The following is a 20,269-nucleotide window of genomic DNA, read 5'->3' as shown; positions in this document are numbered from 1 at the left end:
ATGGGCGACGGCACCACCACCCTGCCTATCGAGGAGATCACGGCCGGCGACAGTGTCCTGGCCGGCGACCCGCAGACGGGGACCACCGGCGCGCGCTCGGTGGAAGACACGATCTACACCCCCGAGGACGAGGACTTCACCGGCGTGCGCCTGGCCGGCGACGCGGGCGACGGAGCGCCCGCGCTCACCGCGACCGACCACCACCCCTTCTGGGTGGAGAACCGCGGACGGTGGACCGACGCCCGCGACCTGAACTCCGGTGATACCCTCCGCGCCCCCGACGGCACCGGTGCACGGATCGACCAGGTCACGCACTGGAAGGAGCCGGAGGGCGCCTACAACCTGACCGTCAACGACCTCCACACCTACTTCGTGCTGGCGGGGACGACTCCCGTACTCGTCCACAACGCGTCGTGTGATTTCATCCGCGGAGAGATCCCCGACGCCGCGGCCATCGACCGCGGCTCACTGGTCAAGATCAAGGAGAAGCAGCTCGAGAAGGCGCTGAAGAGCGTCGGCGAGGACCCGCACGCCTTCAAGGCCGACTGGGTGGGGAAGAACAACGTGTCGCGGTTCGACGCGATGCGCGACGGAGAGGGCAGGGTCGTCCTCGTGAGCAAGGACGGAAAGATCTTGGTTCCGACCAACTACAGGTACCGGCCATGAGCGCCTTCCGGATGTACCTGAGGGTCGTCAGCGAGTCCCTGCAACCGGAGGAGATCTCCGCGCGGCTGGGGACCGGGCCCGACGAAGCGACCGCGATGGGCAGCCGCCGGCGCCCCCAGTCGCCGCCGCGCGCGCACACGACCTGGATCCGGCACGCCTCGGCCACGGACGGACCGGGACGGCCGGAGGATCTCGAACCCGTGATCCTCGGCTGGGGACCGAAGTTCGCCGCGGCCCTGGGACGCCTGGCCGACTCCGGCGACGCCGAGATCTCCCTGGCGATCGTGCAGGAGCTCACCGACCCGGAGGACCCGCAGCAGAAGGGCATCTGGCTGGGCGCGGCCCTGCTGGCCTGGCTCGCGGAGGCTGGAGCGTCGCTGGACATCGACCAGTACGTGTATTTCTGCGACGACCAGTGAGCGGTTCGCTGGTCGGGAAGCGGGCACTGCCCGGGAATTCCTGACGCCTCAGGGCCCGACCGGGCCGAGACCCCGGTGTCCGCGGAACACCGGGCGCACCGGGGTCTCGGCCGCACAGGGAAAGCAGCCTCCGCGCTGCTGAGGCGGCGTCCACGTCGGACCGCTTCTCCGCGGCAAGGAGCGGGCCCCGGCAAAGGGGCGTGCCGACTGAGAGTGCCGCACGGCCATCTGCGCCGTACGCTCGACACATGTCCGACGTCATGTCTTCGGGCGCAACGGCCGACGACCTTCCCGCACCGGCCGAGGGCTTGGTGCTCACGCACTTCCTCACGGTCAGCGACGTCCCCCGCTCACGGGCGTTCTACGCCGAGGTACTGGGTGGGAGGGTGGTACTGGATGAGAACCCCTGCATCGTCAAGGTCGCCAACGGCTGGATCATCATGAACCCGGGCGGCGGGCCCACCGACGACAAACCCGATGTCGTCCTGCGCACTCCGGAGGACCCCCACACCGTCTCCAGCTTTCTGAACGTTCGGGTGGCCGACATCCACGCCTTCTATGCCACGGCGAGCGCCAAGGGAGCCGAGTTCCTCACCCCGCCCATCGACCGCCGCGCCGAGTTGCGCTGCTACATGCGTGATCCGGACGGCTACCTCATCGAGGTGGGCCAGGCCACGGGGCTGCTCAAAGGCATCCTGGCGCGCGTCGACACCGAAACCTGACGAAGGCGCCCCGTCCGGGATACGTCCCTCATGCCGCACGACCAGGCATGAGGCCTCAGTCCGGCCGCCTTCGCAGCGGAGCAGGCTGACGATCAAGCAGCCGGAACCCGACGACGACGATCGCTACCAGGAACTCGTCACCGACGCCACCCCGGTGATCGCCGCGTTCGGGCCGGGCCGTTCGCTGGTCTCCCAGGCGTAGCGGAGACACGTGTGCCAAGGTGGACGTCCTGCCCTACCCAGGCGTCCACGAGCGCCGGCTCATCGCCCGCGGCCAAGGTTGTCACCAGGCTCCCGCCTCGGCGAGACGCCTGGAGGCAGCCGGTGGCGCGTCCGGACGGTGACCCTCCGGGTCGATGGCGGAGTCCCAGCGGCTATCCTTGCTCACCGGCCGGGGCCGACTGCCGCAGCCAGGGTGTCCGGGCCCAGCCCGATGCCGCACATCGCCAGGCGATCTTGGAATGGATTCCTCCGCTCCAGTGCTGCATCCCTATGGGCTCCCCCTCTTCCCAGGGCGCTTCGGGTCATGACGACTGGCGCGACCGGGCGAGGAAACCGCGGACGAGTCCGCACCGCCCCGCCCCTGGTCCCCGGCCCGTCGTCTTTGAAAGGTTCTCCTGCACCATGCCCTTGGCTCTGCTGGCCCTGGCTGTCGTCGCGTTCGGCATCGGCACGACCGAGTTCGCCACCATGGGGCTGCTGCCCCAGATCGCCGACGGAATCGGTGTGTCCGTACCGCACGCCGGCAATGTCGTGTCGGCGTACGCGCTCGGTGTCGTCGTGGGCGCTCCGCTGCTGACGGGCATATGCGCGCGTGTCCCGCACAAGCGGTTGCTGCTGCTCCTGAGCGGACTGTTCGTGATCGGCAACACGGCGTCGGCCCTGGCCCCCGACTTCGGCACGCTCTTCGCCGCCCGCTTCCTGGCGGGTCTGCCGCACGGTGCGCTGTTCGGCGTCGGCGCCGTCGTTGCCTCGCGGCTGGTCGCTGCGGACCGGGCGGCACGCGCCGTGTCGAAGATGTTCCTCGGACTGACCGTCGCCAATATCGTCGGGGTTCCGGCCGCCACGGCCCTCGGCCAGCATCTGGGCTGGCGCTCCGCCTACGGGGCGGTCGCCGTCATCGGACTCGTCGCGCTGGCCGCGCTGGCCGCCTTCGTCCCGCACCAGCCGCGCGGGGAGCAGTCCGGCATCCGGCACGAGCTGCGGGCCATGGGCAACAAGCAGGTCGTCATCGGTCTGGCCACGGCCGTCGTGGGCTTCGGCGGATTCTTCGCCGTGTACAGCTACCTCGTCCCGATGCTCACGCACCTGACCGGAATCTCCGACTCGTCGACGACCTGGGTGCTCGCGCTGTACGGCGTCGGCATGACGCTGGGCACCCTGATCGCCGGACCGCTCACCGACCGCGCACTGCGCCCGACGATGTACTGGGGACTCATCCTGCTGGCCGCGGCCCTGGTGGCGTTCTACTTCGCGGTCCACAGCACCGTCCCTGCCCTGGTGACGATCACCTTCATCGGCGCGATGGGCTCCCTCATCACCACACCCGTCCAGATGCTGCTCATGGCCAAGGCCAAGAACGCCCCGACGATGGCGGCGGCCTCCAATCACTCGGCCTTCAACCTGGCCAACGCGGGTGGTGCCTGGCTCGGCGGCTTGGTCATCTCGGCCGGCTGGGGCTGGGCCGCGCCCAACCTGGTCGGCGCGGCGCTCGCCGTGGCCGGTCTGGGTCTAGCCTTCACGGGCGGTGCCATGGACCGGGGTCAGCGGCGCTCCGAAGTGATCACGCAGGCATCGCCGGCGGCCGAGCGGAAGGCACCGGTCCCCACCGCGGACTGACCGGGCGAACGGGACTCTCTGCGTCCCGGCGGGGCGTCGTGTCCGGCAGCCAGGCGGGGGTACCCGGACCGGCCTGGTCCCGTGGCGGCCGCGGCGGGGTGCGCCGGCCTTGTAGTCCTTGGGGCCGAAGACGCTGCTCATCTCGTGGTCAGGGACGCAACCGGGCGGACCGGGGTTGCCGGCGCCCACAGTGATGGCCAGGACCGAGCGGTCGCCGCCCGGACCAGTGATCTGGCGCTGCACGAGCAGCGCTTTCGCCGTGCTACGCAGGCGAGTTGCTGCTGCGGCCCCGGACCGGCGTCCAGACCTCCTGTGTGCGGGCCCGGCACCCCGCCGCGCCTGCGACATGCTTGGGGTGCGGATAGGGCCGCATGGTCGTCGCCCTTCCCACGGCATGAGGGGTCAGGTGAGAGCGTTGCGCAGGTATGCGGGCAGTGCCTGACAGATGGCCGGGTCCGCTTTCCAGTCAGGGTCCATGAGTTGACCGGGGGTGATGACGCACTGGCCGACGCTGTCGGCGCGGACGACAACGCGGAACGTTTCACCCCGGCTGTCCCGGCCGGCGAGGTATGCGGCGAGGACGGCCCGGCCCAGCTCGGTGGGATCCACGTTGGTGGTCGCACGACCGAAGTCTTTGCAGATCCACACGCCGCTGAACCGTTCGTGCATCAGGATTTCCCACCGCACGCAGCTGGTCATGTCTTCGCCGAACACAACCGCGATCATCCCCCGCGAGTCGGCCACCCGTACCGCTACCTGCGAGTACTGGCCGGAAAGCGCGCCTGCATGTGCTCAGTTCGTGAGATTCGGGAAGCTACCGCGGCGGTGATCAGGGCCCAGCAGGACGCCAGTGTGTACAGGCCGAGGTCCTTGGCGCACTGCACGATGGCCGCCGCTGTCTCGGTCGCGCCGGCGAGCTGTGCGCTGACACCCCAGGTGCCGCTGACAGGAGCGCCGGATCCTGCCATGGCGGTGTGAGATTGATCCAGATCGCCACGGTCGACAGCCAGCGTGGACCCCGAGGATCCACCGCGCACCGCACGCAGACCTCAGTTGCGAACACTCCGGCCGCCCCTCCCGCCGAGACGCCGAAGATCGGTCAGCTTCGATTCGAAGCCACCTGGCCTGCGAGTTCGCCCGTTGAGCCGGCAAACCCCGTCACCGCCGATCCGGCCAATTCGAAGTGCGCCTCATCCGAAAGGCCGTGATGTACGGAAGAGGAGATGAACACGCCGAGCAGTAAGGTCCACGTACCACGAGGAGACGGTATGGCCGATTTTGCCGATTGCGAAGTCGAGTCCGTATGGGACTATCCGCGGCCGCCCGCCGTGCTGCCGGACAACCGCCTTGTCCGAGTGGAGTGCGGTGGCCAGGTGGTGGCCGAGACAAGGCACGCGGTCCGGGTACTGGAGACCAGTCACCCTCCGACCTTCTACATTCCGCCGGAGGACGTCCGGTCGGATCTGCTGTTCCTCACCGAGGGCCGCACCTGGTGCGAGTGGAAGGGCAGCGCTCGTTACTGGGATGTGATCGTCGGTGACGTAGTGCGAAGGCGGGCCGCTTGGAGTTACGCGAACCCCGAGCCCGCCTATTCGGTCCTCGAGGACTACTTCGCCTTCTACGCGAGCCGTGTCGACCGCTGTCTTGTCGGCGGCGAAGAGGTACAGGCTCAGGAGGGGGACTTCTACGGCGGCTGGGTCACCAAAGATGTGCGAGGGCCCTTCAAGGGCGCGCCCGGAACGCGAGGGTGGTAGGCAGATCTCGCAGCAACCACTCAGGTCGGCAACCGCCGTCTTTGGCAGTCTCGTGATGACCGTCCGCAGCCGAGGGCCGAGCTCCGGCGGAAGGGCCCAGGCTGAAGCAGGGGAGTGTGCGGCGGCCAGCAGCAGGTCGCCCGCGGAGAAGCAGAGGTCGAGCAGCTCGGCGACGGCTTCCACAACGCGGTCCAGGCGGTCGCCCGCGTGCACGACCCCGCTCGCGCCGCATCAACACCCTCCGAGATCTTCGCCCCGGTGCTGATGTCGCCTGGCGTCGTGGGCCGCGTGCCGCCGTCGGGGCGGCGGCCATTGCCAGGCCGCGGCTCTGCCAGTCGTCGCCGACCACGTACGGGATCTTAAGACCACGAGCAGCCCGTGGCAGGCTCATGCCGCGTGATCGATGAATTCGCGAAGGACAACCTGCACGGGAGACTGCGGCGGGACCGCACGGCGCTGCTCTGGAAACTCGACGGCTTGTCCGAATACGACGCCCGCCGACCTTTGACGGCGACCGGGACCAACCTCCTCGGCCTGGTCAAACACGTGGCCACCGTCGAGGCCAGGTACTTCGGCGAGGTCTTCGACCGCCCTTCCCCGGAACCGCTGCCCCGGTGGCAGGACTACAACGGCGGCGATCTGTGGGCGACCGAGGACGAGACCCGCGATCAGATCATCGGGTTCTACCGGCGCACGTGGGAACACTCTGACGCGACGATCAACGAGCTTCCCCTCGACGCCCCCGGCCACGTGCCGTGGTGGCCGGAGCCTGATCCCAACACGAACCTGTTCGCCATCATGGTCCATGTCCTCGGCGAGTCCATCCGGCATGCCGGGCACGCCGATATCCTGCGCGAGGGCCTGGACGGCCGGACCGGGGTGCGCGCCGAAAACGAGAAGCAGATCGACGAGGAAGCCCGTGCAGCCCACTGCGCGAAGATCGAGCAGGCCGCCAGGTCGGCCGCACCCATCAAGGCCTAGAGGTCGTCTCACGTGACTTGATGTCGTGCGGGCCGACGTCGCGGCACTCGACGGTGAGGTCCTGGTCTCGATGAAGACCTCCTCGCGTGGCACCCCGGAGTCGCGGACGGCGTAGCCGACCTCGCGCTCGTTACCGGAAATCCGGCTGCGCAGCGCGCCTGGCGACAACATCTTCGCCCCACCCTTCGCGCCGCACCGTGATGAAAACCCCGATCCCGCAGAGGAGGCCGTGGTCGTCGTCGCCCGCGGCACCCAGGAAGCGACCATGGTGAACCTCCCACAGAAAGCCCCTGCCCTCTCAATCAGAGCCACGGCCGGCGCTGGATGAGTGGGCCGACCGGTGGAATGGGTGTGGTAATCCCGCCGGAATGTGTGCAGTGATCGCTTGGATCACTCAGTGCACCGCGTGGATCACTCGGAGCATGGTGATCGGATGCCGGTGTACAGCCAGGAAGGTGATCATGTGACGACTTCCCCAGGGTCCGACCCAGGGACCCGTTCCGGCGCGTACGTGATGGGGCGAAGAGGCCTGAGATGCCCATGCTCGCGGACGGAAATGGTATGGGTCGTGCTGGTCCTGCTCGCGACGGCGGTGCCCGTGGGCTTGTGCGGCTTCAAGGACTTCAGCCAGGCTCTGACTTTCGCGGGTTGCGTCACCGGAGCGGCCCTCATGCTGGCGGCTCTCATCATGCTCGTGGGTATCGGCGCGGTCGTGGACTGCTGGGTCCGCGGGCCGAGTTCCAACTTTCGAGTGGTCGCGCTGATCTCCACCGGCGTGGCGCTGCTGACGAACGTCCTGCTCGCGTTACAGGCATGGAATGACGGCGAGAAAGCCGTCTATCAAGTACTGTCCATTGTGCTCAGCGTAAGTTCGCTATCCACTGTCGTCCTGGTGTGGCGAAGACTGGATGAGATCCCCACTCCGAAGCGGGTAGCTGCGGCACTCATCATCTCCACGCTAGTAGCGGTCGCCAATTTCGGCTACCAGTACCTTTTCCAGCCGTACCGGCGTGAGGTCACCCCTCTCGTGCAACTGAACCCGGGCAAGGCAGCGCTCAGTGCGGACGGCAAGATGTTTTCCGTGCCGGTCGACATCAAGCTCGTGAATCACAGCGATACGGGCTTCTACGTGCTGGGCGCCGAGTTCCATGCCATGGGAGAGGACGTGACGGTGAGCCCGACGGACCGGTCCCCGGCGAAGTGGCGAAAGGACGCCGAGCAATGGGCTCAATACCGGGAGAAGCACCCGCTCACCCGCAGGGAGGTCTACCAGCCGGGCAAGCTGGTGGCGGCGCAGCCGTGGATGCTCCCCGGAAATTGGGTCGAGGAGAACGACGAGTTGCTCACGCGGACCGTTGTTCAGCTTCCCAGCGATACGAATTTCGACAAGTTGACGTTCTACGCCACACTGAACCTGGCGCGCAAAGACCGGCTCAATATGGATTCATTCGGAGGCTCCAGCTACTCCTGGCGGGGCGTTGCGGTGCCCCAATGGATGGACCGAAAAGAGCTCGACACCATTATTCAAACGGCCGAGATGCAAGAAAGTAATGCGATCGATCACATTACGAGAAAGAAGCGCCGCATCACTACCTATTGGCGCTTTGGCGCACATGGTGTAGACGTGGTGCCGGTCATCGCGCCAGTAGGTGAGGAAAACCGTACGCCCTCCGTGCAGGAGGACCGCGAGGTGCGGAGCCGCTACGGCCTGCTCGACGTCTTGGCAGGCCCGGTCGAAGTGACCCTCGACGAGATCAAGGCTCGGCGCTGACCAGCCCCTGCGGTCACATCATGTGATCCCCACGTCGCGCAACGGCGCCCACGATCGCGCGGGTCGCGCCCGGGCACACCAGGCCGCCGCAGCCGGCTCGTGGCACCCAGGCTTTGCCGTCGGCGATTCCCCTGGTCAAGGTTGAGTGCGGCGGGAGTTACTCGGGTGAAGGTGAGTACGGGTACTCATGTGGGCAGTGATCAGCGTCCTGCATCTTTCGTGCATGCGGTCGACATCCCTCTCGAAGCCTGTTCTGGTGGCCGCGCTCGGCTGCGTCGTCCTGTCCGGCTGCGGAACTCAGAACGCCGATCCCTCGGATGCTCCCGAGCCGCCGAAGTCGACCCCTTCCCGTGCCAAGCTCAAGTCGCTCCGGGAAGTGCCGCTGACCGACATCGAGAAGTGCGGCGGCAGAGCACACGCAAAGCGAGTCAGCGAGGCGTTCAAGAACACGAAAACGACCAGCTACCAGGCCATGCATAAGAAGCTGACGGGCCTGGACTACCCGGCATCGCGGATTCACCAGATGCCGAGCCATGCGGGCGCGCCACGGGCAAGGCTCGACCTGCGCTTCATGGGCGACCACTTGGCTTTGGAGGTCACCGGCACCAGCAGCGGGGCGACCGTCGAAGCGTTCGGGGCTCCGGAGGCGGAGGACGTGAAGTTGGCCGACGTGAAACGGAAGCCGAAGCCGGACGCGCCCAGGTTTTGACCCGCACTCGTCGTTCGCCCCGGACGGACGCTGCGCCGCCGCAGACAGTCGCCCCAGGCCGTGACGCTGCCCCTGGCCTTCGCCGGGACCAGCCGATGGAACAAGAGGTGCCGCCTGTCCGAGCCGTCTTCACACGACGACCTGCGCACTGCCGCCTACGGGCTCATGGACGCCGCAGGACTACAGGGGGACGCCTGACCGGGCTCCGACTGCGGCGGAAAGAGCGGCACGACACCGACACCGAGACCGCCCAGCAGATCACCCTCGACCACTCCGGCGAGGCCCGCTTGGTGGCCGAGGCCGCCATCGACCGGGTCTGGGACGAGTTCGGCGCCCAGGCCATCGGTCGCGCCGCAGCGTTCCCAGCCGCTTCCTGACCCGCACGGCCTGACGGAGGCTGCGCAGGGGCGCCCACACCGCAGAGCCGGCACTGCCCATGAGTGCGGGAATCCGGAAGTCTCACGTCAGATTGGCGGCCCAGAGGTCCGACCGAGGCACCTCACGCCTCGCCGAGAAATCCGGGATCTGCCGGCCCCATCTGCCGGGCGAAATCGGCTGCCACCCCGATGACCTCACGGATCGGCACCGCCCGTCGGCTCGTGGCTGCGAGATCCGCTTGGGCTTCTTTCGACCACAGGAACGGAAACACGGTGATTCCCTGGGACGGGGCGAGGGCGGCCGCCTCATGGCGCCAACCGGGCCAGCGCAGGCCGTCATAGAACGTCTCCAGTCGGCCCGAGAGCAGCCAGGAAACCCACTCGGAGAAGCCCATATCCATGGCTTCCCACTCAAGCGTGTCAGGAGCGAAGTAGGTCATCTGCCCGGGAACCCCCGGCCGGCCCGCTGCCGAAGGGTCATGGCCGTTCAGCGCGAAGACCCCGCCCACGACGTCGTGGGCGGCGACGAGACCAGTCGCAGGATGCCACGCGGGATCGAAGACCGCGGGAAACCTGTTGATCCGCCCCAGGCTCGGCACAGTCCCCTCAGCGGCTGAACCACCGCCGAACACTCGAACCCACCCATCGTCCAGGAGCAACCCGCCCGTGTTCAGAACGAGAGCACCGAGTACCGATCGCGCCGTGACCTGCATCTGCAAGAGGCACCGACGTCCCTCACGCCGGTCGGCAGGAAGCACCTCCGCGGGCACGGTTGTCGCCGCAAGCGCCTCCTGAAGCTCAGGCCATGCCGGATCATCCACATCGGCCAACTCGTCGATCTCTCGCATCCGAGGATGATCGCATCGACATGCTCAAGCTTGCCGTGAGGGTGCCACCGCTCGCCGAGGCCAGGGAGCCTTCGCGGGGGTCCGGCGCCGTGCCCCACCCCACCGGCGCCGGCGAGGGCGCCCACCCGTGCCGCGGACTGATCGCCTCCGGCAAGGAAGAAGGCGCGTAGGGCGCTACTGGTTCGCGGCCTGGCGTGAGTCGCCGACGGCCTCGGAGTTGTCGCACCGGCACACACGACGCGATCATTCCGGGACCGTCGCCGTGTCCGGAGGGCAGATCGCAACCGTCACGGGTCTCGCACGGCCCAAAGCCCCGACACGCTTTCAGAGGAAGACGCGCGCCACCTCCAGCCATTTCTGAGCGTCCTCGCCGGTCGCCGTCATGTCGGTCTCGGACCAGGGGCGACGCCGGGTGACACACAGGCAGAAGTCGATGGCGCCGCCCTGTACCCGTTGCGCGGCGGCCTCGGGGCCCCACACCCAGGTCCGTCCGTCAGGTGCCGTCAGCTCGACGCGGAAGGGGTCCGCCGGCTCAGGCAGTCCGACGGCGGCGAAGGACAGCCCCCGTCCCAACACCCCCAGCGACGCCACGTGCTGCAAGTCGATCCGTCGGGCGGTGCGCCACGCCCACCGCATCGAAGACGTCCTGCCCGTGTGCCCAGGTTTCCATCAGACGAAGTGGCGCCATCAGAGCGGGGGTCACCTTCGACATGTACCAGGGGAATGCGTGGTTCCATGGCGTGTCGCGCAGTGCCGCCGCCAGTTCCGCTCGACCGGCCCGCCACTCGTCCAGGAGTACTGACCGCGGTAGGGCCGCTCCCTCGGCGGCGGCCCTGTCTGCGTACCCGCTGCCTTCGGCTTCCGCCCGCCTGAGCTCGGCGTCGAACGCGTCCGGAGTGCGTAAGGCGCTGAGTGCGTTCGCGTCCGCCCAGGCGAGGTGGGCTATCTGGTGGGCGACCGTCCAGCCCGGCGCCGGTGTCGGTATGGACCAGTCGTCCACTGCCTCGACCAGGACATCGAGTTCGTCGCCCTCAGCCACCAGCGCGGACAGGACATCGGCGTCATCTACATCGGGGACGGCGCGGTTGTAGTTCAACATGTGCGCCATGGTCCAACCCCTTCCTGACCACTACCGGCATGATCGCCTGGTCAGGCGCAGTACTCGCGCCACGAGGTTGCGACGGCGGCTGGTGTCGCCTCGGCATGTTCCGCTCCCTGCCTGACGTGCCGTCGGGCAGGGAGCGGATTCGGCGGAGTCGGCTCGGAGTTGCCAGGGGCGGCGCCGAGGCCGAGCACCCGCTGGGTGCCGTCGAGACCGCAGTGGTCGCCGGCAGATGGGCCGCGCCAGTAGCCGTGCCCGGCGGCGTCAGCTCTTCCTCACCCGTGTTCTGCGTCTGGTGCCGGGCGTGCGTGCTGCGTGAGGTGGTCCGGTGCCCTGGCCTCATCGCCTCCGTCTCACCCGCCACCCTCCAGCGCCTACTGGGCAAAGCTCACGGACGGCTCGCAGGGTGCTTCCTGGTCTTCGGCGAGGTCTCGCCCTCAGGCCAGGCAGGTGAGGGGGCGTCCACCGTTGTAGGCGACCATGTCGCCGAGGGCGGCCGCTGCGTCGATGGTCCGGCCGAGCGGGCCGTCCTCCAGCTCCGCGTACGCCCGGTGCAGGTTGCCGACGATGCGCTCGGCGTCGAGCAGCCCGGCGTACTCGCCCAGGTCGGTCTCGCGGGCGGTCTCCAGGGGCGTCAGCCCGGCTTCGCGACCCGCCTGGGCGGTGCGCTGCACGAACCGCAGGTAGCCGAGCACCTCGTCGATCAGCTCGGGACCGGTGACCCCGCCGTGGCCGGGGACGATGGTCGTCGCGCCCAACGGCTTGACCACCTCTTCCAGCACCTTCACGGCACCGGCCACGGAGCCCTGCAACAGGAAGGGCGTGCCGCCGTTGAACAGCAGGTCGCCGCTGAACAGGACCCCCCGTTCGGGCAGCCAGACGATGGAGTCGTTGGTGGTGTGGGCGGCCGTGCCGACGTGGCGCACCTCGCTGCGCAGGTCGTCGGACCACACCGTGACGCCCTCCGTGTAGGTGAGGAAGGGCGGTTCGATCGTGACGTCACCCCACTCGACGTCGGTCCAGAACGCGGCCGCCGCGCCCGGCTCGCCCCATTGCAGGACGCTCGTCCTGGTCGCCTCGTGGCCGACGATGGTGGCGCCGTCGAACAGGTGGTTGCCAAAGGTGTGGTCGCCGTGGTGGTGGGTGTTGATCAGGGTCCGTACCGGCTGGGACGTGACGGTGCCGATCGCGTCCAGGTAGGCCCGCGTGCGCCGCACGGTCGAGCAGGCGTCCACGCTGATCACGCCGCGCCGCCCCACGAGGAATCCGGTGTTGTTGATCCACCAGCTGCCGTCGGGCTGTACGTAGGCGAAGACGTTCTCGCTGACCTCCTCGACTCGGGGCGGAGGAAGGAGGTTGACGTCGTGGTGGACACTGCTCACTGCGAACTCCTGTCAGGAGGAAGGGAATCTCCCCGAGCGGGAAGGTAACTCCCGGCCGGACTCGTCGAACTCCGCGGGGATCATCGCACCGGAGATCCACCAGCCGGTACCCCGACCCGGGGCGACCGGCGGCCGGCGCCTCAGGAGCGCCGGGTGAAGTGGGTGACCGGGCGTTCCAGTCGTTCGCCGTCCACGATGATCTCGACCGCCTCGTTATAGAACGCGAGCAGCCCCCTGACCGCGCCCACCTGGGGCAGCGGATCGGCGTAGCTCCACAGTACGTCGGCCGGGACGTCGTCCCCGCCGCGCCAGGACCAGTACGCGGCGGTGCCCTTGTAGGGGCAGCCGGTGCTGTGGTCGGTGGGCTCGAACAGGTCCAGGCGGACGTCCTCGCGGGGAAGGTAGTAGCGGGTGGGCAGGCCCGTCTCGAAGAGCAGGACCGGGTGGCGGGTGTCGGCGACCGGTGTGCCGCCGATCTCGACCTGGACGTGCCGGCTGCTGGGGAGGGCGTCGACCCGCTTGTGCGGGTCGCGGGGGTGCACGAAGATCTCCTCTTCCTCCTCGTACCAGTGGTCGAGGCCGGTGCCGGTGCGCCAGGCCCACTCGAATGCGATGTGGTCCGCCAGGGCGTCCGAGGGGAAGGTCCAGGCGGCGTTCGCCCGCGACGCGCCGCCGGCCTCCAGATCGTAGAAGACCGTCGACCCGGTGTGGGTCCCGGTGGGCGGGTTCCGCGCCGGACGCAGCAGGTCCTCGCGGACCTCGCCGTGCGGAAAGGCGTACAGCGGCACCGGTACGCCGGGTTCCCACACGAGGACGGGACGGCGGCTGTCGACGACCGTGACCCCGGCCGTACGGCCGCGCACCCAGCGGCCGCTGGGTTCCCAGAGGATGCCCTCGGGAGTGCGGTGCGGCGGCCCCGAGACGCTGTTCGTGGTCATGTCCGGTGCTCCTTCCGGCCCCGCCGGCGGCGCCGCCCGATATCCGGTCGTGCCGTGGCGCGCCTGCTGGAATGATCCCCTTGCGTGGTCACTACTCTGTGACCCTAAGACAACCATTCGGCCGGTGCGTTGGACGCGCGCCGGCCGGGGTCGCCGATGCCGGGGACCGCTCCCCGGGCTGCGGTGATCTTCCTGTCCAGGAGGACCCCCCGCATGTTCCGACGCATAGGCAACGCTGTCGTCCGACATCCCGTCTGGACGATCGTGGCCTGGCTGATCGCCGCGGTGGCGATCGTCGCCACCGCTCCCGGCCTGCCTTCGAACAGTGACGAGAGCAGTTTCCTGCCGAAGAGTTACGAGTCCATCAGAGCGGCGGACCTGCAGCAGAAGGCGTTCCCCAGCGCCTTCACGCCGTCCGCGATCGCGCTGTACCAACGCACCGACGGCGGTCGGCTGACCGACGCCGACAAGCAGGACGTAGCCCGGATCACCGCCGAGTTGGGCAAGAAGCACATCGACCAGGTGCAGAAGGTCGTCCCCGGCCAGCCGTCCAAGGACGGCAGGTACGACCTGACCCTGGTCCAGATGGACAGCAAGAAGGCCGGCCAGCCCGAACAGGCCGACGCGGCCAAGGTGTTGCGCGACGACGTCAAGCAACTCGCCAAGGGCACGCACCTGGAGGTCAAACTGGGCGGCTCCGCGGCCCAGGCACTCGACCAGCAGGACTCGTCCAAACGCGGACAGGCACTGATCGGCATCGGCACCTTCGTCATCATCCTGGTGACGCTGCTGATCATCTTCCGGGCGCCGATCCTCGCCATCCTGCCGCTCATCCTGATCGGCCTGGTGTCCGCCGTCGCCAACGGGCTGATCGCCTATGCCACCAAGCTGTTCGACCTCCAGGCCAACAGTTCGATCTCGTCGATCCTGATCGTCGTACTCTTCGGCGTGGGCACGGACTACTTCCTGTTCCTGATGTTCCGCTACCGCGAACGCCTGCGCGCCGGCGACGAACCCAAGCAGGCCATGGTCAACGCGGTCGACCGGGTCGGTGAGGCCATCGCCTCGGCCGCCGGGGCGGTCATCATCGCCTTCCTCGCGCTGGTGCTGTCCACACTCGGCTTCCTCAAGCAGATGGGACCGGCGCTCGCCATCGCGGTCGCCGCCACGCTGGTCGCGGGCCTGACCCTGATCCCGGCCGTGGTCTCGCTCATCGGACCGAAAGTCTTCTGGCCGTCCAAGTCCTGGCAGCGGGAACCGGAGAACGCCCGCTTCGCCGCCCTCGGCCGCGGGGTGCAGCGCCGCCCGGCGCTGACCGCCGGACTGTCCGGACTCGTCCTGGCCGTGCTGTCGCTGGGCATTCTCAACTTCAACGCCACCTTCGACCTGGCGTCCGGCTCCATGCCCAAGACCAAGGAGTCCATGGTCGCCCAGGACGAGATGCAGAAGGCGTACTCGGCGGGCGCGGCCGCTCCCACCGACGTCTACCTGTCCAGCACCAACGGCAAGCCGCTGGACCGGGCCGCGTTCGACTCCTACGCGCGCAAGCTCCGTGCCGTGGACGGGGTCGCGGACGCCCGGATGACCCAGGTCAACAAGGCGGGCACGACCGCGGACTTCACGGTCACGCTGAAGTACGAGGCGTCGACGGACAAGGCCATCGACGCCGTGGGCCGGGTGCGCGACGTCGCCCACGCCGACGCCTCCGACGGCACCGAGGCCCTGGTCGGCGGCATGTCCTCGATCTACAAGGACATCGACGCCGCGGTCAACCACGACTACCGCACGGTCTTCCCCGTCGCCGCGATCCTCATCATGATCATTCTGGGGCTGCTGCTGCGCAGTGTGGTCGCACCCTGGTACCTGATGGCCTCCGTCGGCCTGGGCTTCGGCGCCACCCTCGGTGCCACCGTGTGGATCTTCCAGAACGGCCAGGGGCATTCGGGCCTGATGTTCATGCTGCCGGTGATCATGTATCTCTTCGTGGTCGCCATCGGCACCGACTACAACATCCTCATGATCGCCCGGCTGCGCGAGGAGGCCCGCGAGGGGCGCGAGCCCCGCGAGGCCGCCGGCATGGCACTCCGGCACGCCGGGCCGACCGTCGCCGCGGCCGGCTTCATCCTGGCGGCCACCTTCGCCACGATGATGCTGGCGGGCAACTCGCTGCTCACGGAGATGGGTTTCGCCGTCTCCTTCGGCATCGCGGTCGCCGCCTTCGTGATGTCGATGTTCTTCACGCCCAGTCTCACGGCGCTCATCGGGCACGCGGCCTGGTGGCCGGGGCACGGTGACCGGGCCGCCGGGACCGGGACCGGCTCCGCCGGTGCGGACCCGGCACACGGGGGCGAGGGCCGCGACAGCCTCGCCCACGATTCCGCGGGCCGCGGCAACTAGCGGCAGCGCGACGAGCGGCCCCGCCGGGCGGTGTTCCGGCGGGGCCGCTCCCGTTCGGCCGGGGCCCGAGGGCTTCCGTGAGGTGGCGCCGGGGGCAGCAGGGACGGGGCTGGGGGTTCTGCGGTGAGGGTCTCAAACCGTCCGACGGCACGCCGTCCTCCGCCGTGCTGCCGGCCCGGCCGGCCGCCGCGCACCTGCCGCCCGGTGTCCTCAACGTGGTGTGCGGCGACCGCGACACCGGCGGCCTGCGCGTCGCCCAGCCCTGTGTCCGTCTCTTGGCCGTCACCGCAGGCGTCTGGGCCTGACAGCAGATCGCGCCGCCATGGCGGCCCCCGCCCTCTGGCGCCTGCACCTGGAAACCGGCGGCAACGCGGTCGGTGCTGGTCCACGAGGACGCTGGTCTCGATGACACGGTCGAGCAGTTGTCGTCCCTGGCCTTCTGCACCGCGGGCCAGGACTGCACGGCCGCCACCCGGATCCTCGTGCACCACGGGGCCCACGGAGGTGTTCCTCGAGGCCTTCGCCGACCGGGCAGCGCGGCGGACGCCGGGCGCTCCGGACGACGAGCACGCCGATTTCGGCCCGCTCGCCGGCGCCGCCCAACTCGCCACCTTACGACTCCTGCCGGAGCAGGCTCCCGGACCATGCCGGGGTGGTCCCCAGAGGCCTGGCGCTGCCCGGCCCCGGCTTCTTCCACCAGCCCACGGTGGTGGCCGGTGTCAGGCAGGAGGACGAAATCGTCCGCGGCGAGGTGTTCGGTCCGGTCGTCACGATCCAGCCGTTCACGCGGAAGGCCGAGGATTTCGGATGGCGAACACCGTTCCGCAGACTCTGGCCGCAAGTGTGTGGACCCGCGACCACGACCGGGCCATGCGCGCGAGCCGAGCGTTGCATACGGCATCGTCCGGGTGACCATCCATGGCACGAACGCCTCGGAGATACCCCTCGGTGGAGTGCGTCACTCCGGCTGCGGCAGCGATCCGTCCCTCACCGGACTGCTCGACTACACGCAGGTCAAGCACCTCATGTTGTGAGGGGGCGGCGGGCGCGCCGTACCGCCCCGGTTTCCTGTGGGGGGCATCAGTATTACCGGCGGACTGTGGCCGGATCAGGCATCTGACGGGTGTTCGGATGTCGCGATACTCGGGAGGCCGGGCAGTCCGCCCGAACTCACCCTCCGGAGGCCGTAGATGCCGCAGTCCAGTGTTCACACCGCCGCCGTGCTCGAAGCCTGGCTGTCGGGCGCCGAGAGCGCCCAGGGCCAGATCAACCCTGCCGGCCCGCTGTACGTCGGCGGCGCCGCCACGGAGGCCGCGCTCACCGACCCCAGCGACTCCCTGTACGGCTTCTGTTCCAGCCCGAGCGGGTCGCACGGCAGCTGGTGCTGCTGATCGGGTGAGTGGGGGAGCCGTGCGCGAGGCGGCGCGGCTTCCCCGTCCTGTCGGTGGGGCCCCAGCGGGGCGTGGACGTGGTGTGAGGGAGACGGCGAACGGTGAGCGGACCGGTGGCACAGCGGCAGGAGACGGGCGAGACCGAGTGGTTCGCCCGGCCCGTACGAAACATCGCCCGGCCGTGGCGGGACGAGCTCGCCCGGCGGCTGGCCGCCGTGGACGACCTGAGCCGCGCGGAGCGCGTCACGGTGCTGGAGGCCGGTCACACCGCGCTGCTCCGGTCCCTGCACGCCAAACTGTCCCGCCTGTTCTTGATCGAACTGCACGCGCTGCGCATGACGGCCGGGGGCGGAGCCGTACCCGAGGACGCGGGGGCGGGCACCGACACACGGACCTGGACCGAGTTCATCGAGCAGGCCGGGGAGGACGGCTACCTCGACCGGCTGGCGGGCCGGTACCCGACCGCCGCAGCCCGCGTCGCCTCGGTGGCCCGCCTGTCGGTGGCGGCGACGACCGCTTTCGCGCAACGGCTGGCCGAGGACCGGGTGTTGCTCCGCCGGCTGCTGGGGGAGCAGGCGGGCGAGTTGCGCGCCGTCACGTTCGGGGCGGGGGACAGCCACCGGGGCGGCCTTACGGTCAGCCGGGCCGACTTCGCCGGCGGGACCGTGATGTACAAGCCGCGTCCGCCGGAGACCGACGTGGCGCTCGGCGGGCTGCTGGACGAGATCTACGCCGACTTCCCCGGCGCCCCGGCGCCCCGGGAACGCATCCGGGTGCCGCGCATGCTGGGGCGCGGAGGTTACGGCTGGGCCGAGTTCGTCGGCCACCGCTACTGCGCCGACGACACCGAACTCGCCGCGTTCTACCGCAACATCGGTCACTGGCTGGCCGTCCTGCGCTTCACCGGCGGCACCGACATGCACGCCGAGAACATGATCGCCGCAGGCCCGGTGCCCGTGATCGTGGACGCCGAGACGCTCTTCGACGCCCCCGGTCCCTTCCCGCCCAGCGGCCGGGGCGACGCGGTGGACGTGGCGGCCGCCGCGATCCGCCGCACGGTGCTGCGCACCGGGCTGCTGCCCGTGCGCGGCACCGGCTTCGCGCTCGGCGGGGTGGACATCTCCGGGGTCGGGGCGCTGCCCGGACAGCAGCCGCTGATCCCGAACCCGGTGATCGCGCACGGCGGCACCGCGGCGGCACGCTTCCAGGTGGACCTGGTGGCCATGCCACGTGCGGGCAACCACCCCAGTCCCAACCCCGTGCTGAGCGCGTACTGGGACCGGGTCCTCGCGGGCTTCAAGGAGATGACCGCGCACCTGCGCCGGCCCGGGACCGACCCCTGCCGGCTGTTGCGCCGTTTCGAGGGTGCCCGGGCGCGCCGGATCCTGCGGCCGACGCAGGCGTACGTCGACATCGGCCGGATGCTGTGGCACCCGGCGTCGCTGCACGACGAGCCTGCGGCCGTGGAACGGGCCCGGGACATCCTGCGGCGCAACGCCGAGGTGCTGCCCGGCGCGCCGACGGACCGGGAGACGATCGACGGCGAGATCGCGGATCTCCTGGTCGGCGATGTCCCCATGTTCACCTTCACCGTCGACGCGGCGGCCGTACGGGCCACGCTCGAGGACTGGCGTACGGCGGACCTCGCGCTGGAGGAGTCGGTGATCCAGGACGCGCTGGTGGGTGCCTACCTCAACGAGCGCTCGCTGCCCGCGCGGGTGCAGGAGGCCGCGCGCGATCCGCACGCACGCGACGCGGAGCGGCGGCGCCGGGAGCTGGCCGCGCGGATGGTGCGGCGGTTGTGCGACGGCGCGGTGCGCGGCGAGGACGGCACGGTCACCTGGATCAGTCCGGTCTTCACACCCGCGGGATGGTCCATCCGGGTGCTGCCCGCCGACCTGTACACCGGGCAGGGCGGGGTGGCCCTGACCCTCGCCGAGTACCTTACCGAGGCGCGCGCCGGACGAGCCGACGAGGTGCCGGGCGTCGCCGAGACGTTCGAGGGCGCGCTGCGGGTGCTGGCCCTCACCGAGGAGCGGACGCCGACCCCCTCGGCCGGGGCATTCAGCGGCGCCGCGTCGCAGGTGTGGACCTGGCTGGCGCTGCACCGGGTGCTGGGCGAGGACCGGCTGCTGGGGCGGGCGGCCGGCCGGGCTGAGCTGCTGGAGGGCCCGCTCGTCGACGACGACATCGAGGTTGACCTGCTGAACGGGGCAGCCGGCGGCATCGTCCCGCTGCTCGACCTGGCCGAGGCGACAGGACAGGACCGCTGGCTGGCCGCCGCCGCGCACATAGGGCGAAGGCTGATCGGGCTGGCCGCCGTGGACGCGAGCGGCGCGCGCTGGACGACCCGGCTCAACCCCGAGGGCATCGGGGGCTTCGCCCACGGCGCGACCGGCATCGGCTGGGCGCTGGCCCGGCTCTCCCTTAGCGAGGCGGGGTCAGTGGCCGAGCGGCGTGACTGGAGCCGGCTCGCCGAGCGGGCCTTCGCCTACCAGGAGTCCCTCTGGCGGCCCGGAGCCCGCAACTGGCAGGACGTCCGGGTCGGCGCAGAGGAGGACTTTTTCACGAGCTGGTGCCACGGCAGCGCCGGGATCGGGATCGGCATGCTCGACCTCCACCGGCGCACCGGCGATCCAGCCTGCCTGGACATGGCCCGGCGGGCTGCGGCCGCCTGCGCCGCCGAGGGCTTCGGCTGGAGCCACACACTGTGCCACGGGGACCTGGGGCTGTGGCAGTTCCTCACCGCCATGGAGTTCGGCGAGCGCGCCGAGCTGGACGGCGAGATCCTCACCAGTCTGGAACAACGCGGCCCGGTCGGCGGGCTGGCCCGGGAAGCCTTCTCCCCGAGCCTCATGTCAGGGCTCGCGGGCGTCGTGCACACGCTGCTGCGCATGCACCCGAAGGCTTCCCTGCCCGATCCCCTACTCCTCGACTGACCCGCCGGGGGCCCCGGATCAGCCCGTCGCAGGG

The 20,269-nt window shown here is 69.7% G+C and carries 19 protein-coding genes and 4 pseudogenes; 18 read left to right on the top strand and 5 right to left on the bottom strand.

What is annotated here, in order from left to right; genetic code table 11:
* The 4 genes from ACZ6B1_RS30840 to ACZ6B1_RS30825 all read left to right on the top strand — a co-directional run bounded on the left by ACZ6B1_RS30840 (position 1) and on the right by ACZ6B1_RS30825 (position 3,646).
* A complete protein-coding gene (locus ACZ6B1_RS30840; RefSeq protein ID WP_468783735.1) occupies positions 1–666 on the top strand; it encodes a polymorphic toxin-type HINT domain-containing protein in 666 nt (221 codons plus the stop codon).
* Complete coding sequence (locus ACZ6B1_RS30835; RefSeq protein WP_468783733.1) at positions 663–1,085, top strand: DUF4279 domain-containing protein; 423 nt, start codon at positions 663–665, stop codon at positions 1,083–1,085. Before ACZ6B1_RS30840 ends, ACZ6B1_RS30835 begins: the two co-directional genes overlap by 4 nt.
* A gap of 248 nt (positions 1,086–1,333) precedes the next feature.
* The gene (locus ACZ6B1_RS30830; protein WP_468783731.1) at positions 1,334–1,807 is read left to right on the top strand and encodes a VOC family protein; all 474 of its coding nucleotides are present in this window, start codon (positions 1,334–1,336) and stop codon (positions 1,805–1,807) included.
* 624 nt (positions 1,808–2,431) lie between these two features.
* Complete coding sequence (locus ACZ6B1_RS30825) at positions 2,432–3,646, top strand: MFS transporter (RefSeq protein WP_468783729.1); 1,215 nt, start codon at positions 2,432–2,434, stop codon at positions 3,644–3,646.
* A gap of 402 nt (positions 3,647–4,048) precedes the next feature.
* On the opposite strand, the gene ACZ6B1_RS30820 is transcribed toward ACZ6B1_RS30825, so the two are convergent.
* Positions 4,049–4,390 carry a hypothetical protein gene (locus tag ACZ6B1_RS30820; RefSeq protein WP_468783727.1) on the bottom strand — a complete coding sequence of 114 codons (342 nt, stop codon included), beginning with the start codon at positions 4,388–4,390 and terminating at the stop codon, positions 4,049–4,051.
* A 524-nt stretch (positions 4,391–4,914) separates the two neighbouring features.
* On the opposite strand from ACZ6B1_RS30820, the gene ACZ6B1_RS30815 reads away from it, so the two are divergent.
* From ACZ6B1_RS30815 to ACZ6B1_RS30790, 6 genes and pseudogenes are all read left to right on the top strand, one after another.
* The gene (locus tag ACZ6B1_RS30815) at positions 4,915–5,400 is read left to right on the top strand and encodes a DUF427 domain-containing protein (RefSeq protein WP_468783725.1); all 486 of its coding nucleotides are present in this window, start codon (positions 4,915–4,917) and stop codon (positions 5,398–5,400) included.
* Positions 5,401–5,796: 396 nt separating this feature from the next.
* Positions 5,797–6,381 (top strand): DinB family protein, encoded by a 585-nt coding sequence (locus ACZ6B1_RS30810; protein WP_468783723.1) that lies wholly within the window; start codon positions 5,797–5,799, stop codon positions 6,379–6,381.
* Between the two features lie 136 nt (positions 6,382–6,517).
* Positions 6,518–6,709, top strand: a pseudogene (locus ACZ6B1_RS30805) (hypothetical protein); the annotation flags it as partial.
* A gap of 240 nt (positions 6,710–6,949) precedes the next feature.
* A complete protein-coding gene (locus tag ACZ6B1_RS30800) occupies positions 6,950–8,152 on the top strand; it encodes a hypothetical protein (protein ID WP_468783721.1) in 1,203 nt (400 codons plus the stop codon).
* Between the two features lie 187 nt (positions 8,153–8,339).
* Complete coding sequence (locus tag ACZ6B1_RS30795) at positions 8,340–8,861, top strand: hypothetical protein (RefSeq protein ID WP_468783720.1); 522 nt, start codon at positions 8,340–8,342, stop codon at positions 8,859–8,861.
* A 60-nt stretch (positions 8,862–8,921) separates the two neighbouring features.
* Positions 8,922–9,059 carry a hypothetical protein gene (locus ACZ6B1_RS30790; protein ID WP_468783718.1) on the top strand — a complete coding sequence of 46 codons (138 nt, stop codon included), beginning with the start codon at positions 8,922–8,924 and terminating at the stop codon, positions 9,057–9,059.
* Positions 9,060–9,360: 301 nt separating this feature from the next.
* On the opposite strand, the gene ACZ6B1_RS30785 is transcribed toward ACZ6B1_RS30790, so the two are convergent.
* Positions 9,361–10,086 carry a DUF2625 domain-containing protein gene (locus tag ACZ6B1_RS30785; protein WP_468783716.1) on the bottom strand — a complete coding sequence of 242 codons (726 nt, stop codon included), beginning with the start codon at positions 10,084–10,086 and terminating at the stop codon, positions 9,361–9,363.
* Between the two features lie 20 nt (positions 10,087–10,106).
* Here ACZ6B1_RS30785 and ACZ6B1_RS30780 point away from each other — a divergent pair, with 20 nt between their 5' ends.
* The gene (locus ACZ6B1_RS30780) at positions 10,107–10,256 is read left to right on the top strand and encodes a hypothetical protein (protein WP_468783714.1); all 150 of its coding nucleotides are present in this window, start codon (positions 10,107–10,109) and stop codon (positions 10,254–10,256) included.
* Between the two features lie 154 nt (positions 10,257–10,410).
* Here ACZ6B1_RS30780 and ACZ6B1_RS30775 read toward each other — a convergent pair.
* The 3 genes and pseudogenes from ACZ6B1_RS30775 to ACZ6B1_RS30765 form a co-directional block, all read right to left on the bottom strand.
* Positions 10,411–11,194, bottom strand: a pseudogene (locus ACZ6B1_RS30775) (TIGR03084 family metal-binding protein).
* 431 nt (positions 11,195–11,625) lie between these two features.
* Positions 11,626–12,570: an MBL fold metallo-hydrolase gene (locus ACZ6B1_RS30770; RefSeq protein WP_468783712.1), complete on the bottom strand. Its 945-nt coding sequence runs from the start codon at positions 12,568–12,570 to the stop codon at positions 11,626–11,628.
* Positions 12,571–12,710: 140 nt separating this feature from the next.
* Complete coding sequence (locus tag ACZ6B1_RS30765) at positions 12,711–13,508, bottom strand: DUF427 domain-containing protein (RefSeq protein ID WP_468783710.1); 798 nt, start codon at positions 13,506–13,508, stop codon at positions 12,711–12,713.
* Positions 13,509–13,721: 213 nt separating this feature from the next.
* Here ACZ6B1_RS30765 and ACZ6B1_RS30760 point away from each other — a divergent pair, with 213 nt between their 5' ends.
* The 7 genes and pseudogenes from ACZ6B1_RS30760 to ACZ6B1_RS30730 all read left to right on the top strand — a co-directional run bounded on the left by ACZ6B1_RS30760 (position 13,722) and on the right by ACZ6B1_RS30730 (position 20,235).
* Positions 13,722–15,905: an MMPL family transporter gene (locus ACZ6B1_RS30760; protein WP_468783708.1), complete on the top strand. Its 2,184-nt coding sequence runs from the start codon at positions 13,722–13,724 to the stop codon at positions 15,903–15,905.
* Between the two features lie 77 nt (positions 15,906–15,982).
* On the top strand, positions 15,983–16,210 hold the full coding sequence (locus ACZ6B1_RS30755) for an aldehyde dehydrogenase family protein (protein ID WP_468783706.1): 228 nt from the start codon (positions 15,983–15,985) through the stop codon (positions 16,208–16,210).
* A 72-nt stretch (positions 16,211–16,282) separates the two neighbouring features.
* Positions 16,283–16,393: pseudogene (locus ACZ6B1_RS30750) on the top strand (aldehyde dehydrogenase family protein); the annotation flags it as partial.
* A 164-nt stretch (positions 16,394–16,557) separates the two neighbouring features.
* Positions 16,558–16,647, top strand: a pseudogene (locus tag ACZ6B1_RS30745) (hypothetical protein); the annotation flags it as partial.
* Positions 16,648–16,813: 166 nt separating this feature from the next.
* Positions 16,814–16,939, top strand: a complete 126-nt coding sequence (locus tag ACZ6B1_RS30740) for a hypothetical protein (protein ID WP_468783919.1) — start codon at positions 16,814–16,816, stop codon at positions 16,937–16,939.
* 156 nt (positions 16,940–17,095) lie between these two features.
* The gene (locus tag ACZ6B1_RS30735) at positions 17,096–17,296 is read left to right on the top strand and encodes a DUF6229 family protein (RefSeq protein ID WP_385015158.1); all 201 of its coding nucleotides are present in this window, start codon (positions 17,096–17,098) and stop codon (positions 17,294–17,296) included.
* A gap of 101 nt (positions 17,297–17,397) precedes the next feature.
* A complete protein-coding gene (locus ACZ6B1_RS30730) occupies positions 17,398–20,235 on the top strand; it encodes a type 2 lanthipeptide synthetase LanM family protein (protein WP_468783704.1) in 2,838 nt (945 codons plus the stop codon).
* The last annotated feature ends 34 nt before the right edge of the window (positions 20,236–20,269 follow it).

It is taken from the genome of Streptomyces sp. NPDC041129, assembly GCF_055592265.1.
This window is presented reverse-complemented; position numbering and strand designations above follow the sequence as displayed.

Bases quoted from the DNA above. Each gene is read 5' to 3' on its own strand.
- ACZ6B1_RS30830 (WP_468783731.1), top strand. From the start codon at position 1,334: ATGTCCGACGTCATGTCTTCGGGCGCAACGGCCGACGACCTTCCCGCA.
- ACZ6B1_RS30785 (WP_468783716.1), bottom strand. From the start codon at position 10,086: ATGCGAGAGATCGACGAGTTGGCCGATGTGGATGATCCGGCATGGCCT.
- ACZ6B1_RS30840 (WP_468783735.1), top strand. From the start codon at position 1: ATGGGCGACGGCACCACCACCCTGCCTATCGAGGAGATCACGGCCGGC.
- ACZ6B1_RS30795 (WP_468783720.1), top strand. From the start codon at position 8,340: ATGTGGGCAGTGATCAGCGTCCTGCATCTTTCGTGCATGCGGTCGACA.
- ACZ6B1_RS30760 (WP_468783708.1), top strand. From the start codon at position 13,722: ATGTTCCGACGCATAGGCAACGCTGTCGTCCGACATCCCGTCTGGACG.
- ACZ6B1_RS30825 (WP_468783729.1), top strand. From the start codon at position 2,432: ATGCCCTTGGCTCTGCTGGCCCTGGCTGTCGTCGCGTTCGGCATCGGC.
- ACZ6B1_RS30835 (WP_468783733.1), top strand. From the start codon at position 663: ATGAGCGCCTTCCGGATGTACCTGAGGGTCGTCAGCGAGTCCCTGCAA.
- ACZ6B1_RS30815 (WP_468783725.1), top strand. From the start codon at position 4,915: ATGGCCGATTTTGCCGATTGCGAAGTCGAGTCCGTATGGGACTATCCG.
- ACZ6B1_RS30780 (WP_468783714.1), top strand. From the start codon at position 10,107: ATGCTCAAGCTTGCCGTGAGGGTGCCACCGCTCGCCGAGGCCAGGGAG.
- ACZ6B1_RS30735 (WP_385015158.1), top strand. From the start codon at position 17,096: ATGCCGCAGTCCAGTGTTCACACCGCCGCCGTGCTCGAAGCCTGGCTG.
- ACZ6B1_RS30765 (WP_468783710.1), bottom strand. From the start codon at position 13,508: ATGACCACGAACAGCGTCTCGGGGCCGCCGCACCGCACTCCCGAGGGC.